The sequence below is a fragment of the Streptomyces sp. CB02009 genome, from assembly GCF_001905825.1.
In the GTDB taxonomy this organism is placed as follows: Bacteria; Actinomycetota; Actinomycetes; order Streptomycetales; family Streptomycetaceae; genus Streptomyces.
Genome location: NZ_LIVV01000007.1, coordinates 399,483 through 412,528, shown reverse-complemented (window position 1 = coordinate 412,528; position 13,046 = coordinate 399,483). Strand labels below are relative to the sequence as shown.

Here is a 13,046-nt window from a genome sequence, read left to right as displayed (position 1 = left end):
CAAGCGTACCCCGGTGCTCAGCGGGTCAGGGACGCCGTGAGTTCCGGGGCCGAGGCCCTGGCCCAGACCCCGGGGAGCGCCCGCTCGGCGGCCAGCGCGGCGGCCTCCTCGTGTCCGTACAGAAGTCCCCAGGTGAAGGCCGATTCGCCGGCGCCGTGGGCCACGACCGCGAGCTCGCGCAGGGCGCCCCGGGCGACGACGGCGTCCTGGTGCTCGCCGAGCAGGCTCTGGACGGCCTTCACCCGCTTCGCAAGCCGTTTCGCGGGCTTGCCGAGGGTGGGGCGAGCCGCCTCGGCCGCGTACCGGGCGCGTTTGGCGGCCTTGCGGGCCTCGTGGAGGGCGAGGTCGCGTGCGTGCGGGGGTTCGAGGGAGAGGGCGTGGCCGATCCGGTGACCGAGGCGGGCGTGGTCCTTGCGGACGGCGCGGGCGAGGACCGTCCGGGCGTCGCCGGCGGCGTCCGCGCGCAGCGGCGGGTCGGCGAGCAGGGCGTCGAGGGTGCCGAGGAGGGCGAGGTAGCGGGCGGAGTCGAGGGCGGCGAGGGCCTGGCGGCGGGCGGTCCTGCCGTGGGCGGCGTCACGGCGGCGCAGCCGGGCCTTGACCGGGCCGAGGACCAGGGTGCGGGGCAGCTCGTCGAGGCGGGCGCGCAGCCGTTCGTCGAGGACCTCCTGGTCGCGGGCGACGCCGAGTTCTCCGGCGAGCCATTTCAGCTCCTCGCCGATCGGGTCGGTGACCTCCCGGTCGAGGACCTTCCGGTACGTCTTGAAGGCGCTGCGCAGCCGGCGGCAGGCGACGCGCAGCTGGTGGACGGCGTCGGGCAGGCCCCGCCGTACGGCGGGGTCGTACGCGACGACCGCCTCGACCTGCTCCCGTACGTAGGCGAGGACGGCGGCTCCGGCGGTGCCGGGCGCACCGGGGGGCTCCGGCGGGGCCGCGGGCGTCTCGGGCTCCACGCCCGTCTCGGTGAGCGCGCGGGAGAGTTTCGACGGGGAGTCCGAGGGCCGGATGCCGGCCTTCCTGAGGCGCTTCTCGACGGCGTCGAGGACGGCGGGGTCGGTGTCGTCGGCGAGTTCGACCTCGATCTCGGTCCAGGCGGCCTCTCCCCCGCTCGTGAGGCCCTCGGCGTGCACGGTGTCCACGGAGAGTTCGGCGAGGAGGGTGCCGTCGCCGTCGCGGAGGTGGCGGACGTCGCGGGAGGAGCGGAGGCGGACGACGGGGACGACCTCGGCGTCCCGGACGCGGGAACGCAGGAGCCCCGCCAGGGACCGCGGGAGCGTGTCCGAGAGCGGGGCTCTGATCTCGTCGCGGATGCCGGAGGCGACGGGGAACTTCAGGTGCCAGCCGGCGTCCGCGCCGCCGGTGCGGCGGCGGAGGGTGAGCGCGTCGGCGGCGAGCCGCAGGTCGGGGGTGTCGTAGTAGACGGCGTCGAGTTCGGTGACGCCCTCGTCGGTGACCGACGCCACCCCGGCCGCCCGGGTCAGGTCCGGGAGGCCGGTCCGGGGGGTGGCTTCGTACTTCCGCTCGATCTCTCGCTTCGTGTCCGCCATGAATCGAATCTAGACGGGAAGTGAACTCCGCGGGAGTACGCCCGTCAGCCTGTCCGGAAATCCCCTGGGGGATCCGCCGGACGTCCTCTAGGCGGTCATGGGCCGCTGGACCCTGATCGACTGGAGCAGTCCGATCGCCACCCACACCGCGAACATCGACGAGCCGCCGTACGAGACGAACGGCAGCGGCAGTCCGGCGACCGGCATGATGCCGAGCGTCATGCCGATGTTCTCGAAGGACTGGAAGGCGAACCAGGCGATGATCCCGGCCGCGACGACCGTGCCGTAGAGCTCGGTGGTCTCGCGGGCGATCCGGCAGGCCCGCCAGAGGACGACGCCGAGGAGCAGCAGGATCAGGCCGGCGCCGACGAAGCCCAGCTCCTCCCCCGCGACCGTGAAGACGAAGTCGGTCTGCTGCTCGGGCACGAACTGGCCGGTGGTCTGGGAGCCCTTGAAGAGCCCGGCGCCGAGGAGGCCGCCGGAGCCGATCGCGATCCGGGCCTGGTTGGTGTTGTAGCCGACGCCGGCCGGGTCGAGGTCGGGGTTGGCGAAGGCCGCGAAGCGGTTGATCTGGTACTCGTCGAGCATCCCGAGCGCGGTGACGAGGACCGCGCCTCCGACGCCGGCGCCGATCAGTCCGAGGACCCAGCGGTTGGAGGCGCCGGACGCGAGCAGCACGCCGAGCACGATGACCGCCATGACCATGACCGAGCCGAGGTCCGGCATCAGCATGACGATGCCCATGGGGAGCGCGGCCAGGGTGAGGGCCTTGGCGACGGTGCGGTGGTCGGGGTGGATCTGGTCGCCCGCGTCGACCTTGGCGGCCAGCAGCATCGCCATCACCAGGATGATCGTGATCTTCACGAACTCACTGGGCTGGAGCGAGAAGCCGCCGCCGACGACGATCCACGCGTGGGCGCCGTTGATGGTGGCGCCGAGCGGGGTGAGCACGGCGAGGATCAGCACGATCGAGAGGCCGTAGAGGACCGGGACCGCGCCCCGCAGGGTGCGGTGGCCGAGCCAGATCGTGCCGATCATCAGGGCGACGCCGATGCCGGTGTTGAGCAGGTGCCGGAAGAGGAAGTAGTACGGGTCGCCCTGGTTGAGCTCGGTGCGGCCGCGGGTGGCGGACCAGACGAGCAGCGCCCCGATGAAGGAGAGCGCGAGCGCGGAGAGCAGGATCGGCCAGTCGAGCCGGCGGACCACCGAGTCGCGGGCGGCCAGTTTGGCGAGCGTGCCGCGCTCGGGGGCGTACCGGGAGACGGAGAAGCCGTGGGGTGCGGTCATCGGTTCAGTCCCTCCGCCAGGCGGCGGGCGGGCCCGCGAGTTCCTGCTGGTCGGGCTTGTCGGGGTCGGCCTGGCCGGGGTCGGCCGGGTCGGTCCCGCCGGGGTCGGCCGGGTCGGGCTGCTGGGTGCCGTCCGGCGTGCTCAGGGGCGCGTCGGGGTCGATCTTCCCGATCTCCGGGTCGTACGGCGTGACCTTCGGGGGGTCGATGGAGCCGTCGGCCTCGATCTTCGGGAGGGTCTTCTGCGGCTGCGGCAGCAGGGCCCGCTTGAGGTCCTGGTTGCCGGCGTCGTCGAGTCCGTAGAGCGCGTCGTAGATGTTGCGGACGGCGGGGCCCGAGGCGCCGGAGCCCGTACCGCCCTGGGCGATCGTCATGACGATCGCGTAGTCCTTGGTGTACGTGGCGAACCAGGAGGTCGTCTGCTTGCCGTAGACCTCGGCGGTACCCGTCTTGGCGTGCATCGGGATCTTGTCCTGCGGCCAGCCGCCGAATCGCCAGGCGGCCGTACCGCGGGTGGCGACTCCCGCGAGGGCTTCCTCTATCAAGGCCTGCGTCTTGGTGTCCATGGGGAGCTTGCCGTGTGCCTTGGGCTTGATCTCGGTGACGTCCTTGCCGTCGGGGCTGATGATCGCCTTGCCGACGGTGGGGTTCCAGAGGGTGCCGCCGTTGGCGATGGCGGCGTAGATGGTGGCCATCTGGATGGGGGTGACGAGGGTGTCGCCCTGGCCGATGGAGTAGTTGACCGAGTCACCGGCGCGCATCAGGTTGCCTTCGAGGCAGTTCTCGTAGGAGAGCTGCTGCACGTAGGTGCCGCCGCGCTTGCCGATCTTGCACCAGTAGTCCTTGTTGGCCGCCCAGAAGTCCTGCTTCCACTTCCGGTCGGGGACCCGGCCGGTGACCTCGTTGGGAAGGTCGATGCCGGTCTCGGCGCCGAGGCCGAACTGGTGGGCCGTCTTGTAGAACCAGTCGTTGGCGTTCTTCTTCGGCTTCATCCCGCCGTCCTTCTGCCACTGCTGGTGGGAGAGGGCGTAGTAGACGGTGTCGCAGGAGACCTCGAGGGCCTGGCCGAGGGTGATGGAGCCGTGGCCCTGGGACTCGAAGTTCTTGAAGACCTGGTTGCCGATGGAGTACGAGGAGGGGCACGGGTAGCGCCCGTTGAAGTCGTATCCGGCGTTGACCGCGGCGGTGGTCGGGATGACCTTGAAGATCGAGCCGGGGGCGGCCTGGCCCTGGATGGCCCGGTTGAGGAGCGGGAAGTTGGAGTCCTTGCCGGTGAGGGCCGCGTAGTCCTTGGCGGAGATGCCGCCGACCCAGGCGTTGGGGTCGTAGTCGGGCTGGGAGGCCATGGCGACGATCCGGCCGGTCTTGTTCTCCATGACGACGACGGCGCCGGAGTCGGCCTTGTAGTTCTCGCTGGTGTTCTTGTCGTACACCTTGCGGGCCTCGACCATCGCGTTGTGCAGCTCCCACTCGGCGACCGCCTGCACGCGGGCGTCGATGGAGGTGACGACGTTGGAGCCGGGGACCGCGGGGTCGTTCTGGGCCTGGCCGATGACCCGGCCGAGGTTGTCGACCTCGTAGCGGGTGACGCCGGCCTTGCCGCGCAGTTCCTTGTCGTAGGTGCGCTCGATGCCGGACCGGCCGATCTGGTCGGAGCGGAGGAACGGCGAGTCGGTGTCCTTGGCCTTCTCGATCTCGCCGTCGGTGACGGGCGAGAGGTAGCCGAGGACCTGCGAGGTGCGGGCCTTGCCGGGCGCCGGGTAGCGGCGTACGGCGGTGGGTTCGGCGGTGATGCCGGGGAAGTCCTCGGCGCGCTCGCGGATCTGGAGGGCCTGCTGGGTGGTGGCCTCGTCCGTGACCGGGATCGGCTGGTAGGGAGAACCGTTCCAGCAGGGCTTCGGGGTCTTGGAGTCGCAGAGCCGGATCTTGTTGATGACGTCGTCGGGCTTCATGTCGAGGACGTCGGCGAGCCGGGTCAGGACCGTCCTGCCGCGGTCCTTCATCTTCATCATCTCGGTGCGGGACGCGGAGACCACGAGCCGGGTCTCGTTGTCCGCGAGCGGGACGCCGCGGGCATCGAGGACGGAGCCGCGCACGGCGGGCTGCACGACCTGCTGGACGTGGTTGTTCTTCGCCTCGTCCGTGTACTCCTTGCCGTTGCGGATCTGGAGGTACCAGAGCCGGCCCCCCAGGGTCAGCAGCAGCGAGAAGACGAGGATCTGGATGACGACGAGCCGGATCTGGACCCGAGGGGTCCGCCCTGTCTCGGGGATGTTGCTCATACGGTCGGGGCCCCCTCGGTCACAGTCGCTTGACTCCCTTGATGCGTCCGGCCCGTGAGGCGCGGCTCCGGGCGGTCTTCACCCGCAGGCCGCCGCGCTGGTTGCCGATCCTCAGGCCGGTGCCGGAGGAGAGCCAGCCGGAGGCGACGTCGGCGCCGTTGCCCCCGCCCGCGTCGGCGAGCGGGTCGTTCTCCGCGCGTCGGGCCAGCGCCATGATGAGCGGCACCGTGAAGGGCGCGAGGAGCAGGTCGTACACGGCCGCGGTGAACAGCAGGAACCCCAGGCCGACATGGCGGGCGGCGGTGTCGCCGACGAGGGCGCCCACCCCCGCGTACAGCAGGGTGGAGCCGACGGCGGCCGCGACGACGACGGCCATCGGGCCGGCCGCCGAGGTCAGCCGGCCGTTCTCCGGGCGGGCCAGGCCCACGAGGTAGCCGATGACGCAGAGCACGAGGGCGTAGCGGCCGGCGGCGTGGTCGGCGGGCGGGGCCAGGTCGGCGAGGAGGCCGGCGCTGAAGCCGATGAGCGAGCCGCTGACCGGTCCGTACACCAGGGCCAGGCCGACCACGGTGAGCAGGACCAGGTCGGGGACGGCGCCGGGCAGCTGGAGCCGGGCGAGCACGGAGACCTGCACGACCAGGGCCACCACGATCAGGGTGGCGGAGAGGAGGATCCGGTTGAACTTCACGGTGTCACGTCCCCCTGGTCCTGGCCCTGCTGCTGGTTCCGGCCCTGCGTGTTCGGCTGTCCGTCGGCGGCCTGCTGCCCGTCCTGCGGCGTCGCCGTCGGCGTGACCGTGACGGTGACGGTCGGCGCCGGCTTGGGCTTCTGCGGGAGGACCGTGTCGCGCGGGTCGGCGCGGGGGGCCTGGACCACGATGCCGACGATGTCGAGCTTGGTGAAGCCGACGTACGGGCGGACGTAGATGTTGCGGGTCAGGCCGCCGCCCGCGGGGTCGACGCGGACGACCTCGCCGACCGGGACGCCCGGCACGAACGGCTTGTCGGCGCGCGAGCCGAAGGTGACGAGCCGGTCGCCGTTCTTCACCTTGGCCTTGCCGTTGAGGAGCTGCACGAGCAGCGGGCGGTCGCCCTGGCCGGTGGCGAAGCCGAGTTCGTCGGACTTCTCCATGCGCGTGCCGACGGTGAAGTCGGGGTCGTTGGCGAGGAGGACGGTGGAGGTCGAGGGACCGACGGTGGTGACGCGGCCGACGAGCCCGGAGCCGTTCAGGACGGTCATGTCCCGCTTGATGCCGTCGCGCGCGCCCACGTCGACGGTGACGGTCCAGGAGAAGCCCTGGGCCGCTCCTATGGCGATGACCTGGGCGCCCTTGATGCCGTACTGCCCGGCGCCGGCGGTCTTCAGGATGGAGTCGAGCTCGCGCAGCCGGTTGCGGTTGCGGTCGTCGCTGCCGAGCTCCGCCTTGAGCTCGGCGTTCTCCTTCTCCAGGGCCGCGATCCGGGTGTGCCGCTCGCCGGAGTCCCTGACCGCGCCTATGGCGTTGCCGATGGGATCGACGGCGGCCGCCACACCGTTCTCGACCGGCCCGAAGACCGCCGCTGCGGCCTGTCGGGCACCGTCGACGGGTGACTCCTGGCCGCCGCGGATGTCCACCGTGATCAATGCGAACGCGATGGCGATCAGCAGCACCAGGAGCAGCCGGCTCTCTCGTGTGTCCCTCACGTGCGGCGGCCGTGCCTTTCCTCGGGGTTCGGTTGTCGGGCTGTGCGGCCGTACGGCCCTGCTGTGGTGCTCGCGTGGGCCGTACGGGTGGTGCTAGCGGCGCGGCTGGGCGTCCAGGACCTGCTGGAGGGCCTCGAACTCCTCCACGCACTTGCCGGAGCCGAGCGCCACCGAGTCCAGCGGGTCCTCGGCGATGTGGATCGGCATGCCGGTCTCGCGGCGGAGGCGCTCGTCGAGGCCGCGGAGCAGGGCGCCGCCACCGGTGAGAACGATGCCGCGGTCCATGACGTCACCCGAGAGCTCGGGCGGGCACTTGTCGAGGGTGGTCTTCACCGCGTCGACGATGGCGTTGACCGGTTCCTCGATGGCCTTGCGGACCTCGGCGGCCGAGATGACGACGGTCTTGGGCAGGCCGGAGACCAGGTCGCGGCCGCGGATCTCGGTGTGCTCGTCCTTGTCGAGGTCGTACGCGGAGCCGATGGTGATCTTGATCTGCTCGGCGGTGCGCTCACCGAGGAGGAGCGAGTACTCCTTCTTGATGTGCTGGATGATCGCGTTGTCCAGCTCGTCGCCGGCGACCCGGATCGACTGTGCCGTGACGATTCCGCCGAGGGAGATGACGGCGACCTCGGTGGTGCCGCCGCCGATGTCCACGACCATGTTGCCGGTGGCCTCGTGGACCGGGAGGCCCGAGCCGATGGCCGCCGCCATGGGCTCCTCGATGATGTGCACCTGGCGGGCGCCGGCCTGCGTCGAGGCCTCGATGACGGCGCGGCGCTCCACTCCGGTGATGCCGGAGGGCACGCAGACGACGACCCGGGGGCGGGCCAGGTAGCGGCGCTTGTGGATCTTGAGGATGAAGTAGCGGAGCATCCGCTCGGTGATCTCGAAGTCGGCGATCACGCCGTCCTTCAGGGGCCGGACGGCGACGATGTTGCCGGGCGTCCGGCCGATCATCTTCTTCGCCTCGGCGCCCACCGCGAGGATGCCGCCGGTGTTGGTGTTGATCGCGACGACGGACGGCTCGTTGAGGACGATGCCACGCCCCCTGACGTACACCAGCGTGTTGGCAGTCCCGAGGTCGATAGCCATGTCACGGCCGATGAACGACATTGAGTTCCCCTTGTTTCCCATGAGGATGCTTCGGGCCTTCCCCAGCGAGCGTTGACGGCTGCTCAGGCAGGCGAAACGGTGCTGAAGTGGGTGGCTGAAGGTGGTGCGGCGTGGAGTTTTCCATCGTAGTGCCGCCCGCCCGGATACCGCGCGGTGGTCCACCTCTGTACAGGTGACGGTAGGACGCGGCGATCCGTTCCCGGGATCGGCGTTCATATGCCTGGGGGCGACCGAATTCCTTCGGTCGCCCCACAGGCTGCTGCGTTCGGCTGACGCCGAGTCAGCGGAGTCGGGTCGGCTCAGACGAGACCGGGGAAGAAGATCTTCAGCTCGCGCAGGGCCGACTCCTCCGAGTCGGAGGCGTGGATCAGGTTCTCCCGGACGATGGTGCCGAAGTCGCCGCGGATCGAGCCGGGCGCGGCGGCGATCGGGTCGGTCGGACCGGCCAGCTGGCGGACGCCCTCGATGACCCGCTCGCCCTCGACGACGAGCGCGACGACGGGACCGGAGGACATGAAGCCCATCAGCGGCTCGTAGAAGGGCTTGCCCTTGTGCTCGCCGTAGTGCTGCTCCAGGGTCTCCTGGTCCAGCTCGCGCAGCTCCAGGGCCGCCAGGGACCAGCCGGCCTTGCGCTCGATGCGGCCGATGATCTCGCCGACCAGGCCACGGCGGACGGCGTCGGGCTTGAGCAGGACGAGCGTGCGCTGGCTCACGGGGGAACTCCTTCGGAAAAGCGGTGTGCGGGACCTCCGAGGCTACAGGCCCCGCACGCCCCTCGATTACGCAGCGTCAGGCCCTGCCGAGGCTTCCGCGGCCTGGGCCTCGGCCCACCGTGCCTTGATGTCGTCGATCCGTCGCCCATAGTGAACGGACGCCCACCACAGACCGGCGAAAACCGCCCCGAGGAAGAACATCGTCGGCACGACGAAACCGCTGAGGATCAGGCCGATCTGCAGGGCCCAGCCGAGCTGCACACCGCCGGGGCGGGTGACCATCCCACAGAGCAGCACGGAGACGACCATCGCGACACCGCAGACCCACCAGACGGTGGACATCGTGAGACTGTCGTCCTTCATCGCGACGAGACCGGCGAAACCGATCACGAAGAACTCGCCGATGAGCGTCGAGGAACAGAGCGTACGCATCGGGTTCAGCCCCTTCGCAGCAGCAGCCGGGCGTCGCCGACCGTGAAGATCGAACCGGTCACGAGGACACCCGCGCCGCCGTACTCGGCCTCTTCCTCCGCGAGGGTGATGGCCGCCTCCAGGGCGTCGGGCAGCCGCGGCTCCACGACGACCCGGTCCTCGCCGAAGACCTCGACCGCGAGGGCGGCGAGCGCGTCCACGTCCGTGGCACGGGGGTTGGAGTTCGCCGTGACGACGACCTCCGCGAAGATCGGCTCGAAGGCCTCCAGGAGGCCCTTGGCGTCCTTGTCGCCGCTCGTGGAGACCACGCCGACGAGCCGGGAGAAGCCGAAGGCCTCGCTGACGCCCTCCGCCGTCGCCCGCGCGCCGTGCGGGTTGTGCGCGGCGTCCAGGATGACCGTCGGGGACGAGCGCACGATCTCCAGCCGACCGGGCGAGGCCACCTGGGCGAACGCCTGCCGGACCGTGTCGAGGTCCAGGGTCCGCGCGTGGTCCGCGCCGATCCCGAAGAAGGCCTCGACCGCCGCCAGCGCCACCGCCGCGTTGTGCGCCTGGTAGGCGCCGTGCAGCGGCAGGAAGATGTTGTCGTACTCGCCGCCCAGGCCGCGCAGGGTGAGGAGCTGGCCGCCGACCGCCACCTCGCGGGCGACGATGCCGTACTCCATGCCCTCGCGGGCCACGGTGGCGTCCGCCTCGACGGCCTTCTTCAGCAGGACCTGCGCCGCGTCCACCGGCTGCTGGGCCAGGATCACGGTCGCGCCCTGCTTGATGATCCCGGACTTCTCGCCGGCGATCTCGGCGGTGGTCGAGCCGAGCCGGTCCGTGTGGTCCAGGTCGATGGGGGTCACCACGGCGACGGAGCCGTCGATGACGTTCGTCGCGTCCCAGGTGCCGCCCATGCCGACCTCGACGACGGCCACGTCGACCGGGGCGTCGGCGAAGGCCGCGTACGCCATTCCGGTGAGGACCTCGAAGAAGGAGAGCCGGTACTCCTCCCGGGCGTCGACCAGCTCCACGTACGGCTTGATGTCCTGGTACGTCTCGACGAACCGCTCGGCGGAGATCGGGGCGCCGTCCAGGCTGATGCGCTCGGTGATGGTCTGCACGTGCGGCGACGTGTACCGACCGGTGCGCAGCTCGAAGGCGCCGAGCAGGGCCTCGATCATGCGGGCCGTGGACGTCTTGCCGTTGGTGCCGGTGATGTGGATCGACGGGTACGCGCGCTGCGGATCGCCGAGGACGTCCATCAGGGCCGCGATCCGGGTGACCGAGGGCTCCAGCTTGGTCTCGCCCCAGCGGGTGGACAGCTCGGTCTCGACCTCGCGCAGGGCCTTGTCGAGCTCCGGGTCCTCGGGGCGGCTGGGCACCGGGTCGCCCTGGGGCCGGCCGCCCTGGGTGCGCAGGGTACGGCTGCCTGCCTCGATCACCGCCAGGTCGGGGTCTCGGTCGGTCTCGGCGTCGACGATGTCGTCGAACTGGTCACTCGGGTCGCTCGGCTCGCTCACGGGCCCAGTCTACGGAGCGGTACTGACAGGACATTGGACCCACCCCATTCGGGACCTTCGGTCCACCGTCCGCCGGACCGGCCGGGCAAACTTGGCGATCATGGACATAGGGATCGACCTCGGCACGGCCAACACGCTCCTCTACGCACGGGGCCAGGGCATCGTGCTCGACGAACCGTCGGTGGTGGCGGTCCAGGCGGGCTCGCGGCAGGCGCTCGCGGTCGGCACGGAGGCGAAGGAGACCATCGGCCGCACACCCGGTTCGATCACCGCGATCCGCCCGCTGCGGGACGGCGTGATCAGCGACTACGAGGCGGCCGAGGAGATGATCCGGCACTTCGTGCGCAAGGCCGTCCCGGGCCGTCGCCGGCCCCGTACCCGGATGGTCGTGTGCGTGCCGAGCGGGGTGACCCAGGTCGAGCGGCGGGCCATCGTGCACGCCTCGCTCTCGGCCGGCGCGCGGGCGGTGCACCTGATCGAGGAGCCGATGGCGGCGGCGATCGGAGCCGGGCTGCCCGTCTCCTCCCCGCGCGGATCGATGGTCGTCGACATCGGCGGCGGTACGACCGAGGTGGCGGTGATCTCGCTCGGCGGGATCGTCACGGCCCGGTCGCTGCGGGTCGGCGGCGACCGTCTGGACACGGCCGTCACCGAGTACGTCCGCAAGCGGCACGCGCTGCTCATCGGCGAGCGGACCGCCGAGGACGTCAAGGTCGCCATCGGCACGGCCTGGCCGGTGCCGGGCGAGGAGGAGCGGGAGGACGCGACCTTCACCGTGCGCGGCCGGGAGAAGGTCGGCGGACTGCCCCGGACGGTGCGGCTGACGGTGCCCGAGGTGCGGGAGGCGCTCGACGAGCCCGTCGAGGCGATCATCTCGGCGGTACGGGCCACCCTGGAGGAGTGCCCGCCGGAGCTGTCCGGCGACGTCATGGAGCACGGCATCGTGCTGACCGGCGGCGGAGCGCTGCTGCCGGGCCTCGACCTGCGGATGGCCTCGGCGACGGGCATCCCGGTCTTCGTCGCGGACCGGCCGCTGGAATGCGTGGTGCTGGGCTCGGGGCGGTGCGTGGAGGACTTCGAGGGGCTGCAGCGGGTGATGGGGAAGGCGGAGACGACGCGCTGAACCGACGCGCGCGCCGCGGGGGCTTCGCCGGAGCGACGGCCGACCGGCTTCGGCGGTGTCAGTGCCGCAGGCCTGTCGGCAGGAGTGCCGTGACCTCGTACGACCCGCCCTCGCGGCGGGCCCTCAGGGTGCCGCCCATGCTGGTGACCCGCTCCTCCATCGAGAACAGCCCGGTGCCGGTGGAGACCGGGGCCGGGTCCGGCGGTGTCTTCGGCAGCGGGTTGCGGACCTCGATCCGCAGATCGGGGCCCTCCACCGTGATCGCGACCGTCACGGGCAGTCCGGGCGCGTGCTTCGCGGCGTTCGTCAGGCACTCCCGCACGACCCGGTGGACGGCCGCCTGCCGCAGCGGCGAGAGGGCCTTCGCCTCCCGGGCGACCGTCAGCTCGACCGGGCTGCCCATCCGCTCGCTCTCCCCGGCGAGCTCGGCGAGCCCTTCCAGGCCGGGGGTGGCCGAGTCCCGGTCGGCGCGGCGCACGATCGTCTCGTTGAGCATGAGGTGGGCGCGCCGGGCGGTGTCCGCGAGCTCCTCGAAGTCCTTCTGGTGGCCGTCGCCCCTGGCCCGTACGGCGAGGACCTCGGCGCGCACCGCGAGCACGGTCAGCTCGCGGCCGACCAGGTCGTGGACGTCCCGGCCGACGGAGATCCGCTCCTCCTGGACGGCCTGCCGGGCGGCGGCCTCGCGCCGCTGGACCTCCAGGGCGCGGACGAGGTCCTGGCGGTACGCGGCGATGCCGACGCCCGCCGCGAGGACGCCGATCGGGACGACCAGGCTCAGGAAGTCGCTCAGGGTGTCGCCGTGCCGGGCGGGCCAGCCGGGTGTCAGGAAGAGGCCGTAGGCGACGCCGACGTACAGCAGGGTGGCGACGACCGCGGACCGCCGTCCCCGGTAGCGGCCGATCGAGTACAGCGCGAACTGGATCATCGTCAGCTCGTGCAGCCAGCCCATCAGGACGAGCGCCACCACGTACGGCACCCAGGGCAGTCGGCGCCGGAGCACCAGCGTGGCGGCTCCGGCCGCGAGGACCAGGGTGGCGGTGAGCCCGCTGAGGGAGTTGTCGGCGCGGGCGAGCCCCGGCACGTCCAGGCACATGAGGCCGAAGGCGCTGAGCGCGGCGACGACGTCGAGGGCGCGGGGCGAGACCGCCCACCGGTCCACGCATCGGCGCAGCGCGGGGACGGTGGGGAGGCGGAGCATGCCTTCCATCATCCAAGGTCTTTCGTCCCGACGTCGTGGACCTGAAGTCCCGTCTGATGTGAGATCGGGCACTTCGTCCCGATTCCTGTTCGACGCCGACGCCGACGCCGCCGCCGCCGCGGAACCGGAGGGCGGGCGCACGGACGGGCGTACGCGAGGGGGCCCGG

11 protein-coding genes are annotated in these 13,046 nt (G+C 71.5%); 1 reads left to right on the top strand and 10 read right to left on the bottom strand.

Going from position 1 to position 13,046, the window contains the following annotated elements:
• Nucleotides 1-17 precede the first annotated feature (17 nt).
• The 9 genes from AMK27_RS28575 to folC form a co-directional block, all read right to left on the bottom strand.
• The gene (locus tag AMK27_RS28575) at nucleotides 18-1,544 is read right to left on the bottom strand and encodes a CYTH and CHAD domain-containing protein (protein ID WP_073914068.1); all 1,527 of its coding nucleotides are present in this window, start codon (nucleotides 1,542-1,544) and stop codon (nucleotides 18-20) included.
• 87 nt (nucleotides 1,545-1,631) lie between these two features.
• On the bottom strand, nucleotides 1,632-2,831 hold the full coding sequence (gene rodA / locus AMK27_RS28570; RefSeq protein ID WP_073914064.1) for a rod shape-determining protein RodA: 1,200 nt from the start codon (nucleotides 2,829-2,831) through the stop codon (nucleotides 1,632-1,634).
• Between the two features lie 4 nt (nucleotides 2,832-2,835).
• On the bottom strand, nucleotides 2,836-5,112 hold the full coding sequence (mrdA, locus tag AMK27_RS28565) for a penicillin-binding protein 2 (RefSeq protein ID WP_073914060.1): 2,277 nt from the start codon (nucleotides 5,110-5,112) through the stop codon (nucleotides 2,836-2,838).
• Nucleotides 5,113-5,131: 19 nt separating this feature from the next.
• Entirely contained in the window at nucleotides 5,132-5,800 is a 669-nt protein-coding gene (gene mreD, locus AMK27_RS28560) for a rod shape-determining protein MreD (RefSeq protein ID WP_073914057.1), read from the bottom strand.
• The gene (mreC, locus tag AMK27_RS28555; protein ID WP_073914052.1) at nucleotides 5,797-6,795 is read right to left on the bottom strand and encodes a rod shape-determining protein MreC; all 999 of its coding nucleotides are present in this window, start codon (nucleotides 6,793-6,795) and stop codon (nucleotides 5,797-5,799) included. Before mreC ends, mreD begins: the two co-directional genes overlap by 4 nt.
• 93 nt (nucleotides 6,796-6,888) lie before the next feature.
• Nucleotides 6,889-7,908, bottom strand: a complete 1,020-nt coding sequence (locus AMK27_RS28550) for a rod shape-determining protein (protein WP_030317599.1) — start codon at nucleotides 7,906-7,908, stop codon at nucleotides 6,889-6,891.
• 299 nt (nucleotides 7,909-8,207) lie between these two features.
• Nucleotides 8,208-8,621: a nucleoside-diphosphate kinase gene (gene ndk, locus AMK27_RS28545; RefSeq protein WP_073914049.1), complete on the bottom strand. Its 414-nt coding sequence runs from the start codon at nucleotides 8,619-8,621 to the stop codon at nucleotides 8,208-8,210.
• Nucleotides 8,622-8,687: 66 nt separating this feature from the next.
• Nucleotides 8,688-9,053, bottom strand: coding sequence for a DUF4233 domain-containing protein (locus AMK27_RS28540; RefSeq protein WP_073914045.1), 366 nt, complete (start codon nucleotides 9,051-9,053; stop codon nucleotides 8,688-8,690).
• A 5-nt stretch (nucleotides 9,054-9,058) separates the two neighbouring features.
• Nucleotides 9,059-10,558, bottom strand: coding sequence for a bifunctional tetrahydrofolate synthase/dihydrofolate synthase (folC, locus tag AMK27_RS28535; protein WP_073914042.1), 1,500 nt, complete (start codon nucleotides 10,556-10,558; stop codon nucleotides 9,059-9,061).
• A gap of 100 nt (nucleotides 10,559-10,658) precedes the next feature.
• Between folC and AMK27_RS28530 the strand changes: the two genes are divergently transcribed.
• Nucleotides 10,659-11,681, top strand: a complete 1,023-nt coding sequence (locus tag AMK27_RS28530; RefSeq protein ID WP_198955950.1) for a rod shape-determining protein — start codon at nucleotides 10,659-10,661, stop codon at nucleotides 11,679-11,681.
• Nucleotides 11,682-11,739: 58 nt separating this feature from the next.
• Here the strand turns inward: AMK27_RS28530 and AMK27_RS28525 are convergent, their stop codons facing one another.
• A complete protein-coding gene (locus AMK27_RS28525; protein WP_241847627.1) occupies nucleotides 11,740-12,879 on the bottom strand; it encodes a sensor histidine kinase in 1,140 nt (379 codons plus the stop codon).
• Nucleotides 12,880-13,046 lie beyond the last annotated feature (167 nt).